The organism is Pontibacter roseus DSM 17521, from assembly GCF_000373265.1.
Classification (GTDB): Bacteria; Bacteroidota; Bacteroidia; order Cytophagales; family Hymenobacteraceae; genus Pontibacter; species Pontibacter roseus.
The window spans coordinates 698,455-721,477 of record NZ_KB890762.1; the positions used below are offsets into that span (position 1 = coordinate 698,455).

26 protein-coding genes are annotated in these 23,023 nt (G+C 52.8%); 5 read left to right on the plus strand and 21 right to left on the minus strand.

Annotated elements, in window-relative coordinates:
* Positions 1-32 precede the first annotated feature (32 nt).
* Positions 33-1,166, plus strand: a complete 1,134-nt coding sequence (locus tag B051_RS0109595) for a tetratricopeptide repeat protein (protein ID WP_018477984.1) — start codon at positions 33-35, stop codon at positions 1,164-1,166.
* Positions 1,167-1,452: 286 nt separating this feature from the next.
* Here the strand turns inward: B051_RS0109595 and B051_RS21130 are convergent, their stop codons facing one another.
* The 5 genes from B051_RS21130 to B051_RS22425 form a co-directional block, all read right to left on the minus strand.
* On the minus strand, positions 1,453-1,896 hold the full coding sequence (locus B051_RS21130) for a phage holin family protein (RefSeq protein ID WP_018477986.1): 444 nt from the start codon (positions 1,894-1,896) through the stop codon (positions 1,453-1,455).
* Between the two features lie 129 nt (positions 1,897-2,025).
* Entirely contained in the window at positions 2,026-2,715 is a 690-nt protein-coding gene (gene msrA, locus B051_RS0109610; protein ID WP_018477987.1) for a peptide-methionine (S)-S-oxide reductase MsrA, read from the minus strand.
* Positions 2,716-2,858: 143 nt separating this feature from the next.
* Positions 2,859-3,854: a cation diffusion facilitator family transporter gene (locus tag B051_RS0109615; protein ID WP_211214328.1), complete on the minus strand. Its 996-nt coding sequence runs from the start codon at positions 3,852-3,854 to the stop codon at positions 2,859-2,861.
* 250 nt (positions 3,855-4,104) lie between these two features.
* Positions 4,105-4,380 (minus strand): GIY-YIG nuclease family protein, encoded by a 276-nt coding sequence (locus B051_RS0109620; RefSeq protein WP_018477989.1) that lies wholly within the window; start codon positions 4,378-4,380, stop codon positions 4,105-4,107.
* A gap of 160 nt (positions 4,381-4,540) precedes the next feature.
* The gene (locus B051_RS22425; RefSeq protein ID WP_157578722.1) at positions 4,541-4,780 is read right to left on the minus strand and encodes a hypothetical protein; all 240 of its coding nucleotides are present in this window, start codon (positions 4,778-4,780) and stop codon (positions 4,541-4,543) included.
* A gap of 400 nt (positions 4,781-5,180) precedes the next feature.
* Between B051_RS22425 and B051_RS0109630 the strand changes: the two genes are divergently transcribed.
* Positions 5,181-5,549 (plus strand): hypothetical protein, encoded by a 369-nt coding sequence (locus B051_RS0109630; protein WP_157578724.1) that lies wholly within the window; start codon positions 5,181-5,183, stop codon positions 5,547-5,549.
* Positions 5,550-5,598: 49 nt separating this feature from the next.
* Complete coding sequence (locus B051_RS0109635) at positions 5,599-5,862, plus strand: hypothetical protein (protein WP_018477992.1); 264 nt, start codon at positions 5,599-5,601, stop codon at positions 5,860-5,862.
* A gap of 9 nt (positions 5,863-5,871) precedes the next feature.
* On the opposite strand, the gene B051_RS0109640 is transcribed toward B051_RS0109635, so the two are convergent.
* Positions 5,872-6,072 (minus strand): hypothetical protein, encoded by a 201-nt coding sequence (locus B051_RS0109640; RefSeq protein ID WP_018477993.1) that lies wholly within the window; start codon positions 6,070-6,072, stop codon positions 5,872-5,874.
* A 152-nt stretch (positions 6,073-6,224) separates the two neighbouring features.
* On the opposite strand from B051_RS0109640, the gene B051_RS0109645 reads away from it, so the two are divergent.
* A complete protein-coding gene (locus tag B051_RS0109645) occupies positions 6,225-6,986 on the plus strand; it encodes a pseudouridine synthase (protein WP_018477994.1) in 762 nt (253 codons plus the stop codon).
* Here B051_RS0109645 and B051_RS0109650 read toward each other — a convergent pair.
* From B051_RS0109650 to B051_RS0109680, 7 genes are all read right to left on the minus strand, one after another.
* Positions 6,981-7,337 carry a hypothetical protein gene (locus B051_RS0109650; protein WP_245539604.1) on the minus strand — a complete coding sequence of 119 codons (357 nt, stop codon included), beginning with the start codon at positions 7,335-7,337 and terminating at the stop codon, positions 6,981-6,983. The genes B051_RS0109645 and B051_RS0109650 overlap by 6 nt on opposite strands.
* A 29-nt stretch (positions 7,338-7,366) precedes the next feature.
* Positions 7,367-8,299, minus strand: coding sequence for a DnaJ C-terminal domain-containing protein (locus B051_RS0109655; RefSeq protein ID WP_018477996.1), 933 nt, complete (start codon positions 8,297-8,299; stop codon positions 7,367-7,369).
* A gap of 153 nt (positions 8,300-8,452) precedes the next feature.
* Positions 8,453-9,052 carry a YqaE/Pmp3 family membrane protein gene (locus B051_RS23055; protein WP_018477997.1) on the minus strand — a complete coding sequence of 200 codons (600 nt, stop codon included), beginning with the start codon at positions 9,050-9,052 and terminating at the stop codon, positions 8,453-8,455.
* A gap of 175 nt (positions 9,053-9,227) precedes the next feature.
* Positions 9,228-9,947 (minus strand): N-formylglutamate amidohydrolase, encoded by a 720-nt coding sequence (locus tag B051_RS0109665; protein WP_018477998.1) that lies wholly within the window; start codon positions 9,945-9,947, stop codon positions 9,228-9,230.
* Positions 9,941-11,221, minus strand: a complete 1,281-nt coding sequence (locus tag B051_RS0109670; RefSeq protein ID WP_071594868.1) for a carboxylate-amine ligase — start codon at positions 11,219-11,221, stop codon at positions 9,941-9,943. Before B051_RS0109670 ends, B051_RS0109665 begins: the two co-directional genes overlap by 7 nt.
* Positions 11,190-12,662: a RimK family protein gene (locus B051_RS0109675; RefSeq protein ID WP_018478000.1), complete on the minus strand. Its 1,473-nt coding sequence runs from the start codon at positions 12,660-12,662 to the stop codon at positions 11,190-11,192. The genes B051_RS0109670 and B051_RS0109675 overlap by 32 nt, the downstream gene beginning before the upstream one ends.
* A gap of 3 nt (positions 12,663-12,665) precedes the next feature.
* Positions 12,666-13,391 (minus strand): hypothetical protein, encoded by a 726-nt coding sequence (locus tag B051_RS0109680; protein ID WP_018478001.1) that lies wholly within the window; start codon positions 13,389-13,391, stop codon positions 12,666-12,668.
* A gap of 194 nt (positions 13,392-13,585) precedes the next feature.
* Between B051_RS0109680 and B051_RS0109685 the strand changes: the two genes are divergently transcribed.
* A complete protein-coding gene (locus B051_RS0109685) occupies positions 13,586-14,272 on the plus strand; it encodes an MCP four helix bundle domain-containing protein (protein WP_018478002.1) in 687 nt (228 codons plus the stop codon).
* Between the two features lie 118 nt (positions 14,273-14,390).
* On the opposite strand, the gene argH is transcribed toward B051_RS0109685, so the two are convergent.
* The 8 genes from argH to B051_RS0109725 all read right to left on the minus strand — a co-directional run bounded on the left by argH (position 14,391) and on the right by B051_RS0109725 (position 22,980).
* Positions 14,391-15,722 (minus strand): argininosuccinate lyase, encoded by a 1,332-nt coding sequence (argH, locus tag B051_RS0109690; RefSeq protein WP_018478003.1) that lies wholly within the window; start codon positions 15,720-15,722, stop codon positions 14,391-14,393.
* A gap of 297 nt (positions 15,723-16,019) precedes the next feature.
* On the minus strand, positions 16,020-17,087 hold the full coding sequence (locus B051_RS0109695) for a M20 family metallo-hydrolase (protein ID WP_018478004.1): 1,068 nt from the start codon (positions 17,085-17,087) through the stop codon (positions 16,020-16,022).
* On the minus strand, positions 17,080-17,886 hold the full coding sequence (argB, locus tag B051_RS0109700) for an acetylglutamate kinase (RefSeq protein ID WP_018478005.1): 807 nt from the start codon (positions 17,884-17,886) through the stop codon (positions 17,080-17,082). The genes B051_RS0109695 and argB overlap by 8 nt, the downstream gene beginning before the upstream one ends.
* 6 nt (positions 17,887-17,892) lie before the next feature.
* Complete coding sequence (locus tag B051_RS0109705; RefSeq protein ID WP_018478006.1) at positions 17,893-18,846, minus strand: Rossmann-fold NAD(P)-binding domain-containing protein; 954 nt, start codon at positions 18,844-18,846, stop codon at positions 17,893-17,895.
* The gene (locus B051_RS0109710; RefSeq protein WP_018478007.1) at positions 18,843-19,994 is read right to left on the minus strand and encodes an aspartate aminotransferase family protein; all 1,152 of its coding nucleotides are present in this window, start codon (positions 19,992-19,994) and stop codon (positions 18,843-18,845) included. Before B051_RS0109710 ends, B051_RS0109705 begins: the two co-directional genes overlap by 4 nt.
* A gap of 112 nt (positions 19,995-20,106) precedes the next feature.
* Positions 20,107-21,108 (minus strand): N-acetyl-gamma-glutamyl-phosphate reductase, encoded by a 1,002-nt coding sequence (gene argC / locus B051_RS0109715; protein ID WP_018478008.1) that lies wholly within the window; start codon positions 21,106-21,108, stop codon positions 20,107-20,109.
* On the minus strand, positions 21,108-22,304 hold the full coding sequence (argG, locus tag B051_RS0109720; protein WP_018478009.1) for an argininosuccinate synthase: 1,197 nt from the start codon (positions 22,302-22,304) through the stop codon (positions 21,108-21,110). Before argG ends, argC begins: the two co-directional genes overlap by 1 nt.
* A 7-nt stretch (positions 22,305-22,311) precedes the next feature.
* Positions 22,312-22,980, minus strand: a complete 669-nt coding sequence (locus tag B051_RS0109725) for an N-acetyltransferase (RefSeq protein ID WP_018478010.1) — start codon at positions 22,978-22,980, stop codon at positions 22,312-22,314.
* Between the last annotated feature and the right edge of the window lie 43 nt (positions 22,981-23,023).

Sequence of the window (23,023 nt, forward strand, 5' to 3'; positions counted from 1 at the left end):
GTTTAACAAACACAAACCAATTTCTGAAAAGTATGAAGAAAATACTTATGACAGCCTTGGCAGCCGCTAGCATACAGGTTGCTGTTGCGCAGAACTCAGCAGTTAACAGTGCTGTTCTAAACCACAAGAATGGGGTTTTAGACAAGGCGCAGGCTGACATCAACAAGGCCATAGAGCACCCAAAGACCAAGGACAAAGCGAAGACTTGGTTCTACCGTGGCGTCATCAACCAGGACATGTTGGGACACCCTATCTATGGCAAAAACGCTACAGCGCAGACGCCTGAAGTGGTAGTGGAGTCTTTCAATAAGACATTGGAACTGGACGGCAAAGACGGACAGTTTGGCAAGCAGGTGCCGGAGCGCATGCAGATGCTGTACGGCCAGGTGCTGAACCAGGCGGTGGAGTACCACAACAGCCAGGACTGGGATAACGCCATAGCTAAGTATGACCTAGCTTCTAAGGTAAACCCAACCGATACGACTGCCATACTGTATGCAGCCTATGCGTCCACAGCCAAGCAGGACTACAACGGCGCTATCAAATATTATGATAAGTTGCTAGGTATAGGCCACACGACAGAAGACGTATACAAAGCGAAGGTACAACTGCAGCAGGCAGCAGAGTCCAAAGACGAGGACATTATGGCTACCTTGTCAGCTGGCTTGAAGGAGCATCCGAATAGCGTATACCTGATGCAGGAGGAGCTGAAGTACTACCTGAAGAACAACCGTGCCGATGAGGCCATGGCTAAACTTGACAAGGCGATTGAAGCTGACCCTAAGAACGCCAGCCTATATGCTGTACGAGGCAACCTGCAGGAGCGCAAAGGCAACATCGAAGCAGCCTACAAGAACTACAAGATGGCAATCGAGGCTGACCCGAACAACTTTGACGGTTACTTTAACTTAGGTGTATTGGAATATAACAAAGGCAGCGAGTTCAACAACAAAGCAGCTAAAATGGACTATGCCACTTATAAGAAGCAAGGCGCTGGTCTAGAGGCTCAGGCCAAGAAGCACTACGAGGCATCTTTGCCTTACTTTGAGAAAGCACTCCAAATCCAGCCGGAAGACCAGGCGACATTGGCTAACCTGCAGCGCGTGTACACACGACTGAAGCGAACTGCTGATGCAGAGCGAGTAGGTAAGAAGCTGAAGAACTAATCACAGTAGGATATCATCTTTAATAAGAAAGGGAGGTTTACTGAGCCTCCCTTTCTTATTGTCACAAACATTATTTAACATAATATAAATTATAAGACTGATTATATACGAGGATAATCCTCTATAATAAGTGTCACTAATAATATACTTTATGTTAAACAGCATTGTCTCTTAGAATTGACCCTATAGAGAAACAAAACCCATTATATATAGTTGCACCAAATAAACAAGGAGCCGATAATTCAATACCGGCTCCTTGTTCTATTCAAATACAATTTTTTAGTGCTTATTGCAGCACCACTGCTGTGTTTTCGCTAAGCTCTTCCTGCTTGGCAAATAGCTGCTCCGTTTTCGGTTCACTTTCTAGATAGCCGTATTCTGCCTCATCGGCTCCGCCACGAGCATAACTCAACAGCGCCAGCGCGACACCTGTCGCCAAGGCAATTACCAGTGCTGGCCACCAGCCATCCACTTTGAAATTACGCACGAGTTTGTCTACCAGCTTTATCATGAGCGTGGTCACAATTAAGCCTATGATGGCCTCTAGCAGGAAAAAAGATACAAGATTAAGGATTCCGCGCAGAATCCAGCCTATGGTGGCATTGAGCAAACCAATCAAAAAAGCTACCCACAATGCTGTTAGGAAACTCTTGACGTGCACCTGTGGCAGCAGGTATGACAGTAACAAGATGACGCCGGCGCTCACCAGCAGATTGAGTATAAAGTCCATAGTTCGTAGTGTTTTATATAGGTTTCAAGTATATTTCACCTACATACGAGCCATAGTTGCTTTTTGATAATTAAATTGAATTCTTTAACCATCCCCGACAATTTTGCACGGGCATCGGGCCTTTAGGAATTACCGTTTCTGGGCGCTTTCTCGGTAACTCTTCTTCAGCTTATCTCGATAAGCATCCTCAAATTTGATGACCTTCGGGCGGGCCACTGCAACCACATACGGGTCGTCAGGGTTGCGGCTATAGTAGTCTTGGTGGTACTCCTCAGCTACCCAGAATTTGGATGCAGGCTGAAGTTGCGTCACAATCCGGCTCCGGTACGTTCCCGCTTCCTCCAATGACTGCATGTACTTTTCGACTTGCTGTTTCTGCTTTTCGTCGTGGTAATAGATAGCAGAACGGTACTGTTTTCCTACATCAGGCCCCTGCCGGTTCAATGTGGTGGGGTCGTGGGTAGCGAAGAACACCTCTAGCAATTCCTGATATGAGATAATCTCTGGGTTGTAGAATACTTGCACAGCTTCGGCATGCTCCGTCAGGCCATTACTCACAAGTTGGTAAGTCGGTTGCTCCTCCCTCCCACCTGTGTAGCCCGAAATGACCATGTCAACTCCATGCAAACGCTCAAAGTAAGCCTCGGTGCACCAGAAACAACCGCCAGCAAAAGTGGCTTTCTGTAGTGAGGTCGTGTCTACGCTATCGCCGTAAGAAAGGGAATTGGCCTCCAGTTGGGTCTGCTCCGAAGCAGATTCCGTGCAAGACCACAAAAGCAGAAAAGTAGCGAAAAGATAAAAAGTAAGTGTATTCTTCATGAAGTTGAAATGCCTATACTTAGGCTACGGTAAATATGAGGAAACGGTATGACTGTATCTCAAAAAAGATGCTGCTATACCTTGCTATTCCCGGCGAAGTAGCCAAAACCATACCGAAAGAGAAGAGAAACCTACGTTTGACCTTACACACCATGTTTTTTATCCGCGATAACCTTGTCGAAATCCCACTCCACCAGGTGCTTGAACGGCTTGCGACGTGCTTCGCAATGTAAGTTGGGGCAAACGGAGCAGGATGTATCTACGCAGGGGTCCGTATGAATGAATAGCTCGATATCGGGGTCAATCTTCTGTTTGATTAGCTTGCCCACCTCTTCCACCTCCTCGTGTGCCTGGAGCACCGTCAAGTACCATGGCACGGTCAAGTGGCAGTCTATGTGCAAGGTGGTACCATACTTGATGACGCGCAGGTTGTGGATGTCAATCCAATTTTCGCGGCGGTTCTCGTTGAGCACCCGCACGATGCGCCGGAGCAACTCATAGTCAGCTTCGTCCATGATACCCGCCAGAGATGCCCTGAGGATGCGGTAACCGGTATAGCAGATAAAGGCGCCGAAGATGATAGCCACCAGGCTGTCCAGCCATACCTGGCCGGTAAAGTAAATCAGGACGAGGCCCACGATGATACCAGCTGTGGAGTACGCGTCTGTTTTGAGATGCTTCCCTCCTGCCACCAATACCAGGGAATTGCTCTGGTTGCCCCGGCGCTCAGTCAAGTGGCCTACCACGAAATTGATGATACCGGCAGCTGCGGTAAGAAATATACCTACGTCGAGGCGGGAAAGCTCTTGAGGGGCGAAGAGATTGTAAGCCGATTTGAGGATGATGGCTCCGCCGGCTACCACGATGAGAGAACCTTCGAGCGTAGCCGCCACGAATTCAATCTTGCCATGGCCATACGGGTGGTTTAAGTCTTTGGGTCTAGCCGAAACCACCAGACTGTAAAGCGACACAGTGCCCGCCACCACATTGATGATGGATTCCAGGGCATCGGTCAGGATGGCGTTGGAGTTGGTGAGGTAGTAGGCGATGAATTTGCCGAGCATCAACAGCACGCCTACCAGCACCACCAGGAGCTGTAGCCGCACGTTCTCACTTTGTCGCAGCAGCATTTTTCTCATTTGTTTCTCCTCTCCTGCTTCACCGGCTGCTTGCATAAGCATGTGTCCGGGAACAGGAGTTGTGCTCCTATAGCAGGCAATATACGGCTTTTCATGAGAGGTTAAGCACCGGAAAAGCAGTATAAGCCTGTTAGTTCATAGGTATAGACAGCAGGTATGGTGGTTTGGTTTCCGGTAGGCAAAAAGATTAGAAAGCTGTATGGGTAACACACAGGCAGATAACTGTACCTATAGAAAGAGAGGTATAGCGTTAGTAGAGTGTATCGGTCAAATCCAACCAGTTCGGGTTCATAGACTCCACCAGGCGCGACGTCTCCTCCGGGCTGCAGGCTTTGATGTGCCGCTCGCGGACGAGCGCTACCTCCCGCAGGTCGTAGTGCTCGTAGTAGACCAGCTTATGCCCTGTAGCAGGCTTGTCGCTCGCCTGCACATATTCCTGCAGGTCATCCGATACGCCAATGTTGAGTTCAGACTTCGGCTGATTGCCAAAGATGTACACGAAGAAATGCCCTTGCTGTGCTTGCATGATACGTAGCGTTTAGGACTTTTTATACGCAGCAGCAGCTACCTCGTTCAGGTATAGCAGCAATAATAAAAAAATGAAATACGATTGGTGTTATGGATGTTGCATTAAAACATAAACCAGATTGATTTATCCCTTTCCAGAGTATAGGTATGGCAGAGAATCAGTATTGTTCCAGCCAGATGCGCGCCTCCTCGTCAGCAAAGAATGTGCGTATCTCCATCTGCTTGCACCTCTGGATTACGTTGTCGATTTGCAGCTGGGTGAAGAACTCGCGCGGGTATACCCACGTCATGTAGCGTACGCCTGCATCGCTGAGTGCAGGGAGCCAAACATCACCCAACCAGTCTGACGCGCCAGAATGTCCTGTCACTTTTGAGTTGCTGTTCAAAAGCTTGGGCACACCATATTCTTTTACAAGTTCTAATAGCAGATTGCAGCCCTCAAAGCCCCTTCTAGAATTGAGCCAGCCACTCCATACTGCCGTCATAATCCTGCATTCAGGCTCCCACTTCACTTCGAGGTAGTCCTTCTTAATCAGTATTTTTGTATTTCCATCGCTCACACACAACATACAACACAGGTGTTAGGCATTCTTGTATTTTTAACATGAGATTCAGAGCCGAGGTTGCTTATCCAGAAGCAATCGTTGAACAATCCTAATAAAACATTTTTAAGTTGAATTATTAGCAGCCCAGATTGTTCTATAGCAGTATACAAATTTTTTTTTCTGCTACGGGCAAACCTTCATGATTATTTTCAAGAATTTCTTCTGCACCATCTTGCTCCATCCTCAAGAGCATATGCTTCATCTGGTATGGTTGCAGCAACCAGATACATCCAATCTCCTCGCCATCTACAACAAGGCCATTGACTTGAGCATTGGGCATGCAGTGAAGTTTTGGATTGCTGATAATCACAGAGGTTTTAACTTTGATGTGTGCATGCAGCGGGCGCTCGCAGAGTTGTGCGCCACCCGACTGTACGATACGCAGGTGCTCCGCTTTGCCCGAATCATTCCCATGGATGTGTTCCAGGAGTTGGTGTCACACAAGATGCGCAACATGATGAACCAACTGGTGGTGAACGAAGTGGAATTCGAGGTGTTCAGCCAGGTGGAGGAAGCTAAATTCTGGTTGCAGCAGGTGGATGCGCTCTCAGCCATCGCCTGAGTGGAACGTACAGGTAGCGTGTGCGTATGTTCTAAAAAAATGAAACACCATGTCGCTCGGCCCTAAACTGATAGAGAAACTCAACAAGGTATACCCTCCCGATACCCGCCAGGACACGCACTACAACGGCAAGGATTTGACCTTCATCACCAATGAACGGGGGGAACCTGTTACCCTGTTCATCGGGAAGCGGAACGAGGACGGTTCCATTGCCGGTGAGCGCTATGTGCGCACCATCGTGCGGGACCAGAAAACAGATAAGGTTCAGCGGAGCCACTGGGACCTCAAAGGCAAAGTAAGCCGCAGCAACTGAGCCAGCAGCCTACAACTCCTGCATATCGAAGTCCTTGCCGCGTCCGTACTGCAGCAGGTCGTGCAGCAGGAAAGTATCCAGCGTGTTCAGGTCCTTCACCAGGTAGGCTCCCTCCTCGGGCATATCCACCACCTGAAACTCAAACTTCTCCCCGAAGTTCTGCAGCACGTATTTCTTCCCTCTTCTCAGGTTGTCGAATGATATGGCCATGCATTAAAATTTTTGTCGTCTTTTCAGGCAGCAAGTATAGGCAGCCTTTTTATCAATTCTATGGCTTTACGATTATTTGCTGAGGTAGGTATAGCCGCTCATGCCTGAACAGTGAAAGCCAGGTATAGCCGGAAATCGGAAATTGGCTATCTTTGCACGAACGAAATTTTGAGCCTGTGCTGGAGATACTGTATGAGGATGAGCGCTATGTGGCGGTGAACAAGCCCAACGGGCTGCTGGTGCACCGCACGCGCATTGCTGAGGAGAAGAAGGAATTCGCCCTGCAGATGCTGCGCGACCAACTGGGCTACCAGGTATACGCCGCCCATCGCCTGGACCGGGGCACCTCGGGTGTGCTGCTGTTCGCCAAGAGCCCTGAGGCGACCGGCCCGCTGGTGAAGGCATTTGAAGACCGTTTGGTGAGTAAGACCTATTACGCCATCGTGCGCGGCTATACCGCACATAAGGAGACCATCGACAGCCCTATCCGCCCTGACAAAGACCACAAGCACAAAGCGCCGCAGGAAGCCGTTACCCATTATACCCGATTAGCTACCGTAGAGCTGCCTATACCGGTAGGCAGGTATAGTACGGCCCGTTACTCACTGGTGCAGGTGCAACCGGAGACGGGGCGCATGCACCAAATCCGAAAGCACTTCGCTCATATCCGGCATTATATTATTGGTGACAGACGGCATGGCGACTGGCGCCACAACCAGATGTTTTGGGAGGAGCTGCACAGTCCTTTTCTGCTGCTCCATGCTGCTTCGCTGGAATTAGTGCATCCGGTGACTGGTCAGCTTTGGGTCATTCAGGCGCCTATGCCACAGAACATGCACCGCCTGTGCCTGCAGTTTGGTTGGGAAGAAGCCCTGAATGAAGCTGGTTTGACGGCAGTGGCTGTTGGTTTATGATTGGTCCAGCATACGCTTCACCACCTCTACCTGCAGGTTGGCAACGAAGGCATTGTGCGGGTCTGAGTTGAGGGCAGTGAGCAGATAAGCCATGGGCGAGAGCCGCCAATCCTGCACCACCTCGCCATTACGGGACCTGTACACCACCTTGAAGTTCTCCTGCAGAGGCAAATGCATGCAGTTGCAGGCCTCCGTTGCCCTTTTAACGGCAAAGCTCAATTCGTGCAGGCTCCTACAACCGTTCTTTTCCAGTAGGTCGCTGGCGTAGTGGGTGAGGTTGCGGTCGGCTAGGCTGTCTGCAAAGTTTTCAATCGTGCTGTGGAGGCTCACATGGTCTAGGGTCATTAACATGGCTAATCTGGCTTGATGGTGATACATAGTTATACATTGGCCGTTTTCCGCTGGTGCAAGTCCCGCAACTGCAGCATCAGGCTGCGCTCCTCGTCTGAAAGGTGCACCGGAAGCTGTACCTCTATCTTTACGTACAAATCCCCGTGCTGGTCCGGTTTGCCATAGACAGGCATGCCCTTGCCGCGCAGGCGCAGGGTTTTTCCATTCTGCGTTCCGGCAGGTATTTTCAGCTTCAGTTTACCGGTAATGGTGTCCACTTCGGCGTCTCCTCCTAGTATGGCAGTGTACAAATCTAGGTTGAGCTTTGTATGCAGGTCATCGCCTTGCCGGTCAAAGTTAGGATGCGGCTGCACCAGCACCCGCATGAACAAATCGCCGGGAACTCCCCCTCCTACCGCTGGCCCGCCTTTTCCCTTTATCCGGAGCACCTGGCCGTCGGCAACCCCTGGCTTGGTGGTGATGCGCAGCTGCTGCCCATTCACGGTGAGTAAGCGGGAGGTGCCACTGTAGGCCTCCTGCAATGAGATGGCCATTTCACCTTCGTAATCTTGCCCTTTGGTTGCTCGTCCCCGGCCCCGGAAATCGCCGGCCTGCTGCGCGAAGCCACCTCCGAAGAACTGCTCAAAAAAATCAGAAAAACCGCTGCCCCCAAACATGTCGCTGGCATCGCCCTGGCTGTAGCTACCTCTGAAGCCGCCGCCCGGCTGCCCCCTGTACTGGCCTCCCCCCTGCTGGAACTGTCGCCAGTTAGCACCCAATTCATCGTACTGCTTGCGCTTCTGCTCATCGCCCAGCACCTCATAGGCCTCGCTGATGTCTTTGAATTTCTCTTCGGCCGCCTTGTCGCCTTTGGTTTTGTCAGGGTGAAATTTTTTGGCAAGTGCACGGTAAGCCTTTTTAATGTCGGCCTGCGAAGCTGACTTCTCTACACCCAGTATCTTGTAGTAGTCCTTGTATTCCATGCCTTGTGTGGTTTTTGCTTCTGAATTGGAATCAGTAGTTTGCTTTACAGGTATAAAACGCAAATGCAATAGAGTTGTTAAGCAGGCCAAGTGCAAAAAAAGAAGCACCGCTGTAGAGCGGTGCTTCTTCAAAGGTGGGTATGCTCACCCAATCTAAATCGTATCCGTCACAACGAGCAGAGCGTAGATGATGCCCGGAATCACGCCCAGCAACCACAGGATGATGCTAATCCAGAAGGAAGTGCCGATGCCGTCGTGCAGGAACACGGCCAGTGGCGGCAACAGGATAGCCAAAATGATTTTGATAATGCTAGTGCCTCCGCCTCCGTCCTGCTTCAGCGCTTCACGCACTTCTTTTCTAAATTCCTTTTTCTCGGCCTTTGTCATGGAGGCGATACGCTCTTTGGCCATGGCTAGCGCCTCAGCCTCAGTCACCTTCACTTCTTCCACAGGAACAGGAGCCACAGGAGTCACTTTTGGAGTAGCTGCGGCTACCGGGGCAGCTACGCTCGCTTCCAGCACAGGCTCCTCAGGGGCTTTAGCGGCCTCTTTCTCCTCAACAACCGCCAGGGCTACATCAGAGAGTAAGGTTTCGGGCGCTACCTCTTTCTCATGGGCAGGCTTGGTTTTCAGTTCATGGTAGGGTGCAGCCTTATGCGCTGCAAATTCATAATATTTGGCGGAACTACAGGCAAACATCAGCTGAGCTGCCACTAGTACCAATACCAGGTTGAGTAAACTTTTAATCTTCATAGTTTTAGAGGTTTAGGGTAATACAAATGATAGACAGAATATTCCGCTGTCTGCGGATTTGGTGAAGTGTATACGGAGCACCGACAGGAATAACATGCAGTTCTCTTCATATATATTCCTACTACTGTTTAAACCTGCATTTTGTTATCCTTATTCATAAAAGGGTGCAACGACTTTAGCTGCTAGAAAACTCCTCCTGCTTCTCCAGGAGTAAGACTTTAAGGGTATCTGAAAGCAACTGTTTCAGTTGGTGCCACCTTTCGGGGTGATGTTCCTGGTACTTCTGGTTCACCTCCAGCTCTATACCAACGTACTGGTCGGCCGTGAATTTGCGGCGCATGTATGAGGTCAGTCCATCCGCTATACCCAGATAAGGGTAGTTGAAACGGACCAGCAGCTTTTTGTCCTGCCGGAGGAGCGCGGCTTTCCACTCGCGGCTGAAGGCGCGCTCCTGTTTCCGTTTGGGGTCATATAGCAACCCAATGTCAGCCTGCCGCTCCTCGCCATCCAGCACAGGCGTAAAGGTATGCACGGACAGGTGCAGCACCTGCCTTCCCGCTGACACAAAGTCCTGCACCATTTGCTCCACCTCCTCACGGTACGGTAGGTAATGCTGACGTAGTAAGCGTTGTCGGTCCTTCTCAGGCAGCATACTGCTGAACTCAGAGAACAGCTTGGGGTGGCCGATGGAACGGTTCAGCTCCACGAGAAGACGCGTCGTCTCAGAATAGAAGCCAACGTCGGCCACTGGCCTGAGGGACTGGTAAAGGTCCAGCGCACCAATGTCATAGCCGCGGTGAGTTTGTAGTATATCTTCTTGTCCGTTGAATAATGCTTCATAGGCTGGAGGCACTGTATTTCCTCCGTGTTCACATGTCAACAGTAGTCTCAGCATGGTTTTTCAGGAATAAATACGCCCCCAAATTCCAGGCAGCGGGACAGGTTCAGGTATACCTGGCGGATTTCTTTCTCGGACGGACTTTCACCAAGCGCCTCCAGGATGCGTTTGGATAGGCAGCCTCTGGATAGGATGACATTGAGAGCGTAAGCGATTTCAGGCTGCTCGTCCAGGTTGAGGGTCTCTTTTACCAGGTGCTTCCAGAGCTCTCCTACGGTGCAGTTCTCGGAGCAGTCGTGGCCGAAGCTGCGGATAAACTCCATATCGGAAATGACCGTCTCCTGTCCCGTCCGAATCACCTGCAACAGTAAATCGGATAGCTTGTTCTCGTCCCAATGCTTCAAATCAGCCATGCTCACCCAGCGCTCTGCCGCCAGCGCCTGAACCACAGCCACCACGGCTTGCAGCACAGCCAGGTCCACCAACGGACTCTCCTGTATGTCTATCAAGCGTATTTCGATGGCGTTCCGGTCAAAACGTGCAATGGCGCCGCGGGAATTCAGGAATTCCTCCTGCAGCTCCCTCTCCTGGTCGTAAGGGGCCACGGCATCGTACATTTTCTGCAGAATCTGCTCTTCGTACTCTTTTTTGCTGAACACCGCCTCAGGTATGACCTTGCCCGCTATGGCTGGAATCTTTTGCTGGTTGTTCCGGTATACCTCCAATCGCGTATCGAGAAGGCCGGATATTTTGCCATCCAGTATGGGCGACGAGGCCGCTATGGCTGGGATAAGCGGCAACACCATACGGATGGCGGCATGCAGCTTCTCAAACTCTTCGTCGTTGCCGAAGGGCAGGTTCAGGTGTGTGCTCTGCAGGTTGGCCCAACCGTGGCCACGGCAGTCGAAAATGCGATTGTAAGCTTCGTATACGGCGTTGTGCTCGTGCGGCCACAACTTGGTGTCAGTGTAGGGGTCCATCAGCGGATGCGCTCCTGTGGGGAGCAGCATGGCGTTGTGCTTCTCGAGCATCTGGTTTATCTTCTGCACGTGCTCCTGGAACTGGTGTTGAAGCCCGATTAGTGTCCGGACAGGCTGCTGCGTTTTGAGCTCCACCACGTGCAGCACCAATTCGTTGGACCAGGCAATGTCGCCGAATTCCACATCGGATACATAGGCCCCTACCTCATCGTAGATGAGCTGGTCGGTGATGGGCTTTACCTGGAGCGTGTCTTTGTCTACAATCATGTACTCCATTTCCACGCCATAGCCTTCAAACAGGTGCAGTGTGTTGGTGGCGTTACTCATCTGTTCTAACGTTTTTGTTGTCATCTATGCGTTTCTTTATGGATTTGAGAATGGACAGGTATAGGTCTTTTTTCAGTATCTGGTCTTCGCAACCGGAGTCGATGCTCGGGTTGTCGTTCACTTCAATGACATAGGCCTTTCCGTCAATCTCCTTCAAATCCACCCCGTACAGCCCGTCGCCTATCAGGTTCGCCGCTTTGATAGCTGTGTGCAGCACCGGGAAAGGAACATCCTCGAAAGGCACCGTTTCGTGGTCTCCTTCGGTGTCGTTCTTCTTGCCGTTCCAGTTGTAAATCTGCCAGTGCCCCTTGGCCATAAAATACTTGCAGGCATAGAGCGGCTGCTTGTCCATGATGCCGATGCGCCAATCAAAGTCCGTGGGCGTGAATTCCTGCCCAATGATGAGCTCAGAATCGGCCAGCATCTCATCCAGCTCCCGGTGCAGGCTCTCTTTGTCCTTGGCTTTCACCACCCCCTGCGAGAAGGAGCTGTCCGGCTTTTTGAGCACGCAAGGTATACCCAGTTCGGCCTCCACCTGCTCCCGGTTATCCTTATGGATAATCATGGTCTTGGGTACGGGTACTTTGGCTTTTGTGAGCAGCTCGGCCAGGTATACCTTGTTCGTGCAACGCAGAATCGAAACCGGGTCGTCAATTACCACCAGCCCATCGGCGTAGGCCTTGCGGGCAAATTTGTAGGTATGGTGGTTGACAGAAGTGGTCTCCCGGATAAAGAGAGCATCGAACTCGGGCAAACGACGGTAATCGTCTTTGGTGATGAGCTCTACGTAAAATCCGAGCGACTCGGCCGCCTCCACAAAATACTGGATGGCCTTTTTGTCGGATGGCGGCTCTTTCTCCTCCGGATCCACCAGTATGGCGAGGTCGTAAATCTTGTTCCGTCCGATGCGTGCGCCGGAGAAGCGGTGACGGGCGAAGTAAGACTTGGCGAAGCGCATGAGGTAGCGCCAGTGGTGGTCCGGCACGTCATTGATAGGTATAGCCGAGATGCTTTGCAGCACCCACTCGTCCTTGAATACGAACTGCGCCCGCAGCAGCGGTGCCTGAAACAAATCGTGGAGCTGCTTGCAGAGCTTTTCGTACTTCTGGGCTACGTTCTGGCCGAAGTAGATACTAAGCGTAAAGGACTTGGAACGCAGGCTGCCCAGCGTTTTCTGAATCAGGTCATTCAGCTCCACGGTGATGGCCCGCACGATGGTGGGGCTCTTGAGGTCCTGCATGGTGGTCACGCTCGGAATCGGTTTGTGGCCTCTGGCCTCGGCCAGCAGCGACACGTAATAGCCGGCGGTCTGGTACCTGTAGGAGCGGCACAGGTTGAATATACGGGCGTGTTTTATGTCAGTGTATGCGGTGTCGGTCAGGTAGGACTGCACATCCACCACCTCCACGTCTTCTATCGCCACATCCCAGTCCTTGGGATAATCCACTACTACAATCTTTCGCATTTGTTATTCCTCGATGGGTGGTTCGGGTAAAGCCGGTTTGATGGCAAGCAGGTTGGCGTCGTAGGTTGCCATGCCCAGCATGATGGAGTTGAGCAGGTGAGACGCCTTCACCTCGTAATAGTTGTTATTGAAATAAGGGTTCTCCCGGTAAGGGTCAGCTACCACAATGTGTCGCTGGTCCTCAGCAAAGCCACAGAGCACCACGAAATGTCCCATCGGGAAGCCGCTCACATCATCATACACGGAGTTGCCTTCTTCGTTGACCATTTCCCGTGCGCTCTGGTACAGGTAGGTGGCGCTGAGGCCGGTCAGCAGCGGAATCCCTTTGTCGAAATACTCGCGCAGCAGGCCCTTGGTAAGGTCGGTGCAGCGCAATTCGCCGCCCAGCCGCAGGAACTCAATGTAGGCTTGGGTGGCACGGGTGAACTTGCTCCCCTTCTTTACCTCCAGTTGCAACTCCAGTTTCTCGATTATCTCCTCGTTGTTTAGTGTGAACCAGGTAGGGTCAAAAATGTGCAGGTTGTAGGTATAGATGCGTGCCAGGTAGCCGCGTTTGAGCGCATGGCAGGCGAGCAGCGCCTCCAGCGTCCCGCCTTCGTCCAGCGAGGGCACTTCCTTGATAACCTCCCCGAGGGGAATGCTGTCTTTGAAATACCGGTATACCGCATGCAGGCTGGTGGGCCCGCAGGTGGAATCGTCTGGCTGCGTATGAATCTTGATTGGAATCACGTGCTTTCGCTTTGGTTTCGGCTCATAGGATGTGCCTCTTATACGCTTGCCACTATATAAGTTATCTGTATTTTAAGAAGAAGAATGTAGCACTTTTCTAAAGCTGATTGCTGCAATTCGCACCAGTTTATGCCATAATCCCTTGTAGCCGAGCAGATTTCCAGTATATTAGAAGGAGAAACAGCCGACGCGACATGAATTGGGCCTATAGAATTACGAAACGAGACAAGATTGCCTTTGCGTTGGGCTCTGTTTTTGCCATCATCCTACTGGCGACCTGGTTTGCGAGCTACAGCATCGGGCAGGTGAGCAAGCAGTTCCGGTCTGTATACCAGGACAGGCTGGTCCCTTCGTTGCTAATATCGGAGGTGATGGAGCGCTCTTACCAGAACCGCATCATGTTGGAAGAACACATTCTGTCGTCTTCGAATAATCGCGAGGACAGCCTGGAGCAACTGGTGCAGGTCAATACGGTAGGTATAGATTCTCTAATTCAAAAATTTGAGGCAACCTACCTGATTGAGCGGGAAAGCCGAGGGCTGGCGCAGTACAAGCAGCAGTTCAACAAACTGGTGGAGGTGCAGGACCGGATTCTGGATTTGAGCAATTCAGGTAACAAGTTCGAAGCCGAAAGCCTATACCGAACGGGCGGGCATGAGGCATTCCTGAACCTGCTAGAGCCGCTGCACAGTCTGATTCAGTTGCAGGGCGAGGTGGGACTGGAACTGTACGAGTCGGCGGACCGGCAAGTGAAGACGCTGAAGGTTCTGTCCTACCTGGTCATCGGGATGAGTGTGTTCATCGCGCTGCTCATCGCCACCCTGCTGCAGGCCACACGAAAGCTGAACAACATCAAGCCACAGAATTACCGGATGAACTAGCGTTCCTGATTCTGGGTATTCAGGAAGCGCACAGCATACCTGTATTAACTTAAGTATATAATTGAGGCGCGCCCTTCGATTAGCTCGAAGGGCGCGCCTTTTTCAGTGGTAAGTTATTTTATTTGACTAGTTGCTGCAGGGCCTGCTCCGCCCGCTCAAAGTGAAAGTCTGATATAGCCTCTTGCATGAGTTGTGCTATCTGAACATTGCAGAGGTTGCCGATGCTGCCCTCATGCGTATGCGTAACGGATTCAGGTATGGCAAAAGTACCCTGCTCGATGCTCTCCCCTACTTTTTTATACGCATCCCGAAACGGCAGGCCCGCCAGCACTTCAGCATTGACAGCATCCACGCTGAAAGCATATCTGTACTTCTCTTCCTCCATGATGTGGTTGCGCACCTGCAGCTGCGGCAGCATGAAGGCCATCATCTGCAGGCACTCCCGCAGTTCTGTGAAGGCTGGGAAAAGCGATTCTTTCAAGAGCTGCAGTTCGCGGTGGTATCCGGAGGGCAGGTTGATGAGCAGCATGGAAATCTCGGTGGGCAGGGCCTGCAGCTTGTTGCACTTGCCGCGCATGATTTCAAATACATCGGGGTTCTTTTTATGTGGCATGATGCTGGAGCCCGTGGTCAGGTTATCCGGCAAACTCACGAAAGCGAAGTTCTGGCTCATGTACAGGCACAGGTCCATGGCCATGCGCGCCAGCGTAGCCGCTACCGAGGCGATGGCCGTGCTCACGACCCTCTCCGTTTTGCCGCGGCCCATCTGGGCGTATACCACGTTGTAGTTCATCGTCCCGAAGCCTAGCAAATCAGTCGTCAGCTGGCGGTTGAGCGGAAAGGAGGAGCCATAGCCAGCGGCGGAACCCAAAGGGTTTTTATCCGTGATTTTGTAGGCCGATTGCAGCAGCAGCACATCGTCCACTAAGCTTTCGGCGTAGGCGCCATACCAGAGGCCGAAGGAGGATGGCATGGCCACCTGTAGGTGGGTGTATCCGGGCAGCAGCTTGTCTTGGTGCCGTTCGCTCTGCTCCTGCAGTACATCAAACAATACTTTCACCTCCTGCACCAGTTGCTGCAGTTCATGGCGCAGGTATAGCTTCAAGTCCACCAGCACTTGGTCGTTGCGTGAACGGCCGCTGTGGATTTTCTTGCCAGCCTCGCCCAGCTTGCGTGTCAACTCCAGCTCCACCATCGAGTGGATGTCCTCCACTCCTGGTTCTATGGAAAAATCGCCGGCTAGGATTCTCTGGTAAATGTGCTTCATCTCCTGCTGCAGCGCATCCAAATCTTCTTTTCCAAGCAGCCCCACCTGCTCCAGCATGCGGGTATGCGCCAGAGAACCCAGCACATCAAAAGCGGCCAGCTGCAGGTCGAATTCCGGGTCGCGGCCTACGGTGAAGAGTTCGATTTCCTTTTTGACGTCGGTGTTTTTCTGCCAGAGTTTCATGATGCTGGATTTGAAAATTTGTAATTATGATGATGTAAGTTGAGCTGTTAAGCTCTGTTGCTAATAACCTTTCTGTCATTCCCACGAAAGGAGGAATCTATAACTCTTCCGGCCGCGAATCCAGCGCCAGCGCAGATGCGGCTTTTATGAGAACGATAAGGAAACAGAGGAACCCCCCTACATGATAAACTGTCCGGCATCTTTCACCGCCGGCTCCCGCTGCGCTCGCACCGGCGGCAGGTAGCGTATCAGATTTCTCCTATCGTCGAAATGACAATTGATAGGAGGAAATGCCAATCATGCTTTTACAACCCGCTCCAGTATGTCAATGTACAACCCTATACCTTCCTCTATCTCATTCATATAGATAAATTCATCGGCCATGTGCGAACGGGCCGAATCGCCTGGGCCGAGCTTGAGGGAGGGTATGGAAAGTATCGCCTGGTCGGAGGTGGTCGGCGAGCCGTAGGTATGGCGACCCAGTTCCAGTCCCGCCTGCACCAGCGGATGTTCCATAGGTATAGACGAGGGTTTGAGACGCATGGAGCGCGGCACCACCTCCGCCTTCACCTGCTGCCGAATGACCGCCAACACTTCCTCCATGGTATAGGCATCTGTGAGGCGCACGTCCACTGTGAATTGGCATCTGTCCGGCACTACGTTGTGCTGGGTACCGGCCTGCACCATCGTCACCGACATCTTGACCGGCCCCAGGTGTTCGGATTCCTTCGGGAAACGGTAGATCTGGAACCATTGGATATCCGGCAGCGCCTCATAGATGGCGTTCAGTCCTTCCTCGCGGGCAGCGTGTCCGGAGCGGCCGGTGGCGATGCAATCCAGCACGAGCAGACCTTTCTCGGCTACTGCCAGCTGCATCAGCGTAGGTTCGCCCACGATGGCGGCTTCCAATTCGCCCAGCTCTGGCAGTATCAGCTCCAGTCCGTTTTTACCGGAAATCTCCTCCTCCGCCGTGGCGGCATACACCAGGTTATACCTGAGATTCTCTAGGTCATGAAAATACAGAAATGTAGCCAGCAGCGATACCAGACACCCGCCCGCGTCATTGCTGCCCAGCCCAAAGAGTTTGCCATCCTCCACGGCCGCAGCGAAAGGGTCACGGGTGTAGCCGGTGTTGGGTTTTACCGTGTCGTGGTGCGAGTTGAGCAGCAGCGTAGGAAGTTCCGGGTTGTAGTGTCGGTTAAAGGCCCAGACGTTGTTCAGTTTGCGGTACACCTCCACACCTTTCGCTTCCAGAAAGCTAGCAATTGCATCGCCGGTCTTGTCCTCTTCTTTGCTGAAGGAAGGTATAGCGATGAGCTGTTTTAGCAGGTCAAGTACTTCCAGGTATAGCTGCGACTTAGTCATGGCTTAGCTTAATTGTGGTGCCTGAAAAAGCTGTTTCAGAAACCAGCGTAGGCAAGGCCTCCGCCTCTCCTATTAGTACCGCACTTACGCCCTGCCGCAGCGCTGCGAAAGCGTTGTCCAGCTTGGGCACCATACCGTCTTTCACTATACCTCCGGCTTTCAATGAGGCATACTCTTCGTTGTCGATTTCAGGTATAACCGAGTCATCCTTTTCCGAATCAGCCAGCACGCCTTTCTTCTCAAAACAGTAGACCAGTTTAACCTGATAGTGCGGAGCAAGTGCCGTGGCCAGCACCGAGGCAATGGTATCGGCGTTGGTGTTGAGCAGACTCCCGTTCCCGTCGTGCGTGAGCGGCGCGAAAACTGGCGTCAGCCCCGCCTGCAGCAGTGCCTGTAAAGCAGCGGCATTGATGGTCTCCGGACCGCCTATGTCACCGGCAAAGCCATAGTCGATGGTGGTAACCGGACGCTTGGTGGCGGGTATGGCATTGGCGTCTGCACCGGTAAGACCGATGGCGTTGCAGCCCAGCGCCTGCAGCTGCGCCACCACGCCTTTGTTGATGAGCCCGGCGTACACCATCGTAACCAGCTTCAGAGTCTCAGCATCGGTCAGGCGGCGACCCTCCACGTATTGCGGCTGTATGCCCAACTGCAGCCCGATGGTGGAGGCGATTTTGCCACCGCCATGCACCAGCAGCTTGGGCCCCGGCAGCTGCGCGAAATCAATCAAAAAACGCTGCAGCCGCGCGGGGTTGTCCAACACGTTTCCGCCTATCTTGATAAGGTGTAATGTCTGCATCTATACCTAAGCTATACCATCGAGCATGCGTTTGAGAACGGCCTGAGCAGCATACAGGCGGTTGTTGGCCTGCTCAATTACCAGTGAGTTTGGCCCGTCCAGCACCTCATGGCTCAGTTCCAGCCCGCGGCGCACCGGCAGGCAGTGCATCACCTTAGCATTGTTGGTCAGCGCCAGCTTCTCATTGGTCATCATCCAGCCCTTGCCGTCCGTCAGCACCTGGCCGTAGTTCTCAAAGCTCGACCAGTTCTTTACGTACACAAAATCGGCACCTTGCAGGGCCTCGTCCTGGTTGTGCAGCACCTGTGCGCCACGGGTGAACTCCTCCGCCAGGTCGTATCCTTCCGGGTTCGTAATCACCAGCTCCACATCGGCCTGCTGCATCCACTCCGAAAAAGAATTGGCGACACAGTGCGGGATGGGTTTAATATGTGGGGCCCAACTCAGCACCACTTTCGGACGCTTCCCAGCCGCGGTTTGCTCTTTAATTGTTACCAAATCGGCCAGACTCTGCAGCGGGTGGCGTGTCGCCGATTCCAGGCTCACCACCGGCACTCCTGCCAGTTCGATAAACTTGTTCAGCAGGTCTTCGCTGTAATCCTCCTCCTTGTCCTGCAGCTTGGGGAATGAGCGGATACCGATGATGTCGCAGTACTGACCCATCACGGCGGCGGCCTCCCGGATGTGCTCCACCGTCGTGCCATCCATCACCACGCCGTCCCGTGTCTCCAGCGCCCAGCCTTCCTTGTCCAGGTTCATCACCATCACGTTCATGCCCAGGTTCATGCCGGCCTTTTGGGTACTCAGGCGGGTGCGCAGACTCGGGTTAAGGAAAATCAGGCCGAGCGTCTTGTCCTGACCCAGCGTCTTGTGGGTGTAGGGCGCTTGTTTCAGTTGCAGGACCTCCTCTACCAGGGCCGCTACGTTTGGCACATCGTGCACAGAAGTGAATTGCTTCATGATGCTAGTACTTTTTTGGAAAGTATGTTGGAAAATGCTTTCAGGAACTGGTCCGCCTCCGCTTTGCTGATGGTCAAGGCGGGCAGCAGGCGCAGCGTGTTTTTGTTGGACGAACTGCCGGTGAAGATACAATGCTCACTGAGCAGCTCTTTACGTATAGCCGCACAAGGCTCATTCAACTCAATGCCAATCATCAAGCCTTGTCCGCGCACTTCTTTCACGCCCGGCATACCTTCGAGTTTCTCTTTAAGGTAATGCCCCATGATGGTGGCGTTCTCCAGCAGCAACTCATGCTCCATCACCTCCAGCACCGCCAAGGCGGCAGCGCAGGCCAGGTAGTTGCCCCCAAACGTGGTACCCAGCATGCCGTGGCGTGCCTCCACTTTCGGACTTATCAGCACACCTCCCACCGGGAAGCCATTGCCCATACCCTTCGCCACCGTTATCAGGTCGGGTTGGATGCCTGCGTGCTGGTGCGCGAAGAATTTGCCCGAACGCCCGTAGCCCGACTGCACCTCATCCAGAATCAACAGGGCTCCTACGCGTGCGCAACCCGCAGCCAGCGACTTCAGGAAAGCCGGCTCCGGCACGTTCACACCCCCGACGCCTTGTATACCCTCCACAATCACCGCTGCCAGTTGCTCTCCGTGCTCCTGCAGTGCCGCTGCAAAAGCCGCCACATCGTTGAACGGCAGGAAGATGATGTTCTCTGTCTCATTGATAGGCGCTATGATAGAAACATCATCTGTGGCAGCGACAGCGGCGGAGGTACGTCCGTGGAACGAACTCTTGAAGGAAATGACTTTTTTGCGTCCGGTATGGAAGGAGGCCAGCTTCAGGGCGTTCTCATTTGCTTCGGCGCCAGAGTTACACAGGAACAGGCTGTAGTCTTCGTAGCCGCTGAGCTTGCCCAGCTTTTCGGCCAGTTCCTGCTGCAGCGGCATCTGCACCGCGTTAGAGTAGAAACCGATATCGTATAGCTGGCGCGCTATGCGCTTGAGGTAGTGAGGATGGGAGTGGCCGATGGAGATGACGGCGTGGCCACCGTAGAGGTCCAGGTATTTTTTGCCTTCCTTATCCCAAACGGTAAGGCCGGAGGCTTTGACTGGCTCGATGTCGAAGAGCGGGTATACGTCGAAGAGGTTCATGGCGATAGAACTAGATATAGGAGGTTAGGAAATAGATGTAAAACAAGGTTTTAGGGTACTGTAGCATGGTTTAGTTGCTGAATTGTTGCTTGTTATACTTAGTTGTTATTCTCTAGAAAGCAGCAGCTTTCAGTTTCAGTCCTGTAGTTTCTTCCAGTCCGAACATTAGGTTCATGTTCTGCACGGCCTGGCCGGCGGCGCCCTTCAGCAGGTTGTCAATCAGGCTGGTGATGACGAGCATGTTACCATGCTTCTGCAGGTATAGGACGCAACGGTTCGTGTTCACCACCTGCTTCAGGTCCGGGTTCTGGTCTGAGACGATGGTAAAGGGGTGTTCGGCATAGTATTCTTTGTACAATGCCTGCGCCTCCTCCAGCGACAGTTCCGATTGCAGGTATGCCGTGATGAAAATGCCACGCGCAAAGGGTCCGCGGTAAGGTATAAAGTGGATGGCTGGTTGGTCCTCCGGCTGAAGGCTCAATAGGCTTCGTTTGATTTCACGCAGGTGCTGGTGCTCCATCACTTTGTAGGTCGACACGTTCTCGGTGCGCCAGCTGAAATGAGAGGTGGCGCTCAGGCTTTGGCCGGCCCCAGTGGAACCCGTGATGCCGCTTACATGCACCTCCGAGGTCAGCAGGTTTTGCTGGGCCAAAGGCAATAGCGCCAATTGTATACCTGTGGCAAAGCAACCCGGATTGGCGATGTGCTGCGCCTGGCGTATCTGCTCACGCTGTAGTTCCGGCAAGCCATAGACAAAGCTCCGACTATCGGCTTCCACGTTAGCGGTTGCCGTGCCTTCGTTCCAACGGAAATCCTGGCTCAGGTCGATAATCTTCGTCTCAGCAGCCACTTGGTTTTCTGACAGGAACTTCGCTGCTTCGCCATGTCCGGCGCAGAGGAAAAGCACATCGACAGGTATAGCCGCCTCGGCCGTGAACACCAGTTCCGTTTCGCCAAGCATATCGGGGTGTGCGGCATAAACCGGTTTGCCCGCCTGGCTGCGGCTTTGCACGAAGGCCAATTCCACGTTGGGGTGCAGCAGCAAGAGGCGCAACAATTCGCCTCCGGCATACCCTGCTCCGCCTACAATGCCTGCTTTTATATTAACCGCCATTAGAGCTCCGTATTGTTGATTTTGTGGTACATCATGGCCTGGTTGCCGAATATCTTCGAGAAGCCTTTCACATCCTCACCCGACCAGGCATTGTTCATCTCTCCGTAGCTGCCGAATTTAGAGGACATCAAATCATGCTCCGACTCAATGCCTTCCACCTGGAAACGGTAAGGTGCCAGGAGCACATGTACCTTACCAGTCACGTTCTCCTGTGTCTCCTGCAGGAAAGACTCGATGTTCCGCATAGTCGGGTCGATGAACTGCCCTTCATGCAGCCAGTTGCCATACCAGGTCGCCAACTGATCTTTCCAGTACAATTGCCATTTGGTGAGCACGTGCTTCTCCAGGGTATGGTGCGCCTTGATGATGACCATGGGAGCAGCCGCCTCAAAACCTACACGGCCTTTGATGCCGATGATGGTGTCCCCCACGTGGATGTCACGGCCGATGCCAAACGGAGCGGCTAACTCCTGCAGCACCTGAATTGCCTGTACCGGGCTTTCGAAAGTGGTATCGTTAAGACCTACCAGTTCGCCTTTTGCAAAGTGAAGCGTCACACGCTCAGGCTGCTCTTTCGTCACCTGCGTCGGGTAAGCCGACTCTGGCAGTGGCAGGTTTGAGGTCAGGGTTTCCTTGCCGCCTACCGAGGTGCCCCAGATGCCTTTGTTGATAGAGTATTGCGCCTTCACAAAGTCATACTCCACGCCGTGCTGCTTCAGGTACTCAATCTCCTCCTCGCGCGAAAGCTTCATGTCGCGGATTGGCGTCAGGATGCCGATTTCCGGAATCATCACATGGAATATCATGTCGAAGCGCACCTGGTCGTTGCCGGCGCCCGTGCTGCCGTGGGCCACGTAATCAGCGCCCAAAGCCTTGGCGTGGCGGGCAATGGCCATTGCCTGCGTCACGCGCTCCGCGCTCACCGACAGCGGATAGGTGTTGTTCTTGAGCACATTCCCGAAAATCAGGTACTTGATGCAGCTCTGGTAATAGTGCTCCGTTTCGTCCAGGTTGGTATGCTGTGTCACGCCCAGGTCATAGGCGCGCTTCTCTGTCTCTTGCAGCTCTTTTTCTGAAAATCCGCCTGTGTTTACAAGAACAGAATGTACTTCCAGACCTTTCTCCGCTTTCAGGTACTTCACGCAATAGGAGGTGTCGAGGCCGCCGCTGAAGGCTAAAACAACTTTCTTCTTCATGGTATCTTTAGATGCTTGTCGGGTTGATGTTCTGGCTGCCGGAGCCAGCGGTATAGCTGCCATACACGGCAGTTTTGTGTTCCTCTATGGGCGTGAGGATTTGCAGCTGCTCGCGCGCAATGGGCTTCTGCTCCCGTGCCGGGTCGTAGAGCATGGCGGTGCACAGGCAGTTGCTGCGGTTCTTCATCAGCAGGATTTCGTAGTTCACACAGCTCTTGCAGCCGTCCCAGAACGCGTCATCATCCGTCAGCTCCGAATACGTCACAGGCCGGTAACCCAGGTCCGAGTTGATTTTCATAACAGCCAGACCGGTGGTCAGTCCGAAGATTTTGGCATCGGGGTACTTGGTGCGCGACAGCTCGAAAATCTTCATCTTGATGAGTTTGGCAAGGCCGCTCTTGCGCAGTTCCGGCGACACAATCAGGCCTGAGTTGGCCACGTATTTGCCGTGGCTCCAGGTCTCGATGTAGCAGAAGCCAGCCCAAACACCGTTCACATCGTGCGCGATGACGGCCTTGCCCTCCAGCATCTTCTGGGCGATGTATTCCGGGGAGCGTTTGGCTATACCTGTGCCTCTGGCCTTGGCCGATGCCTCCATCTCATCGCATATCTGGGCGGCGTAAAAAGTGTGTTGCGCCGTGGCAACGGTAATGACAAAAGGAGTTTGGTTGTTCATTCTGGAAAAAATATACCCGGGCTATACCTGCGCACAGCCAATT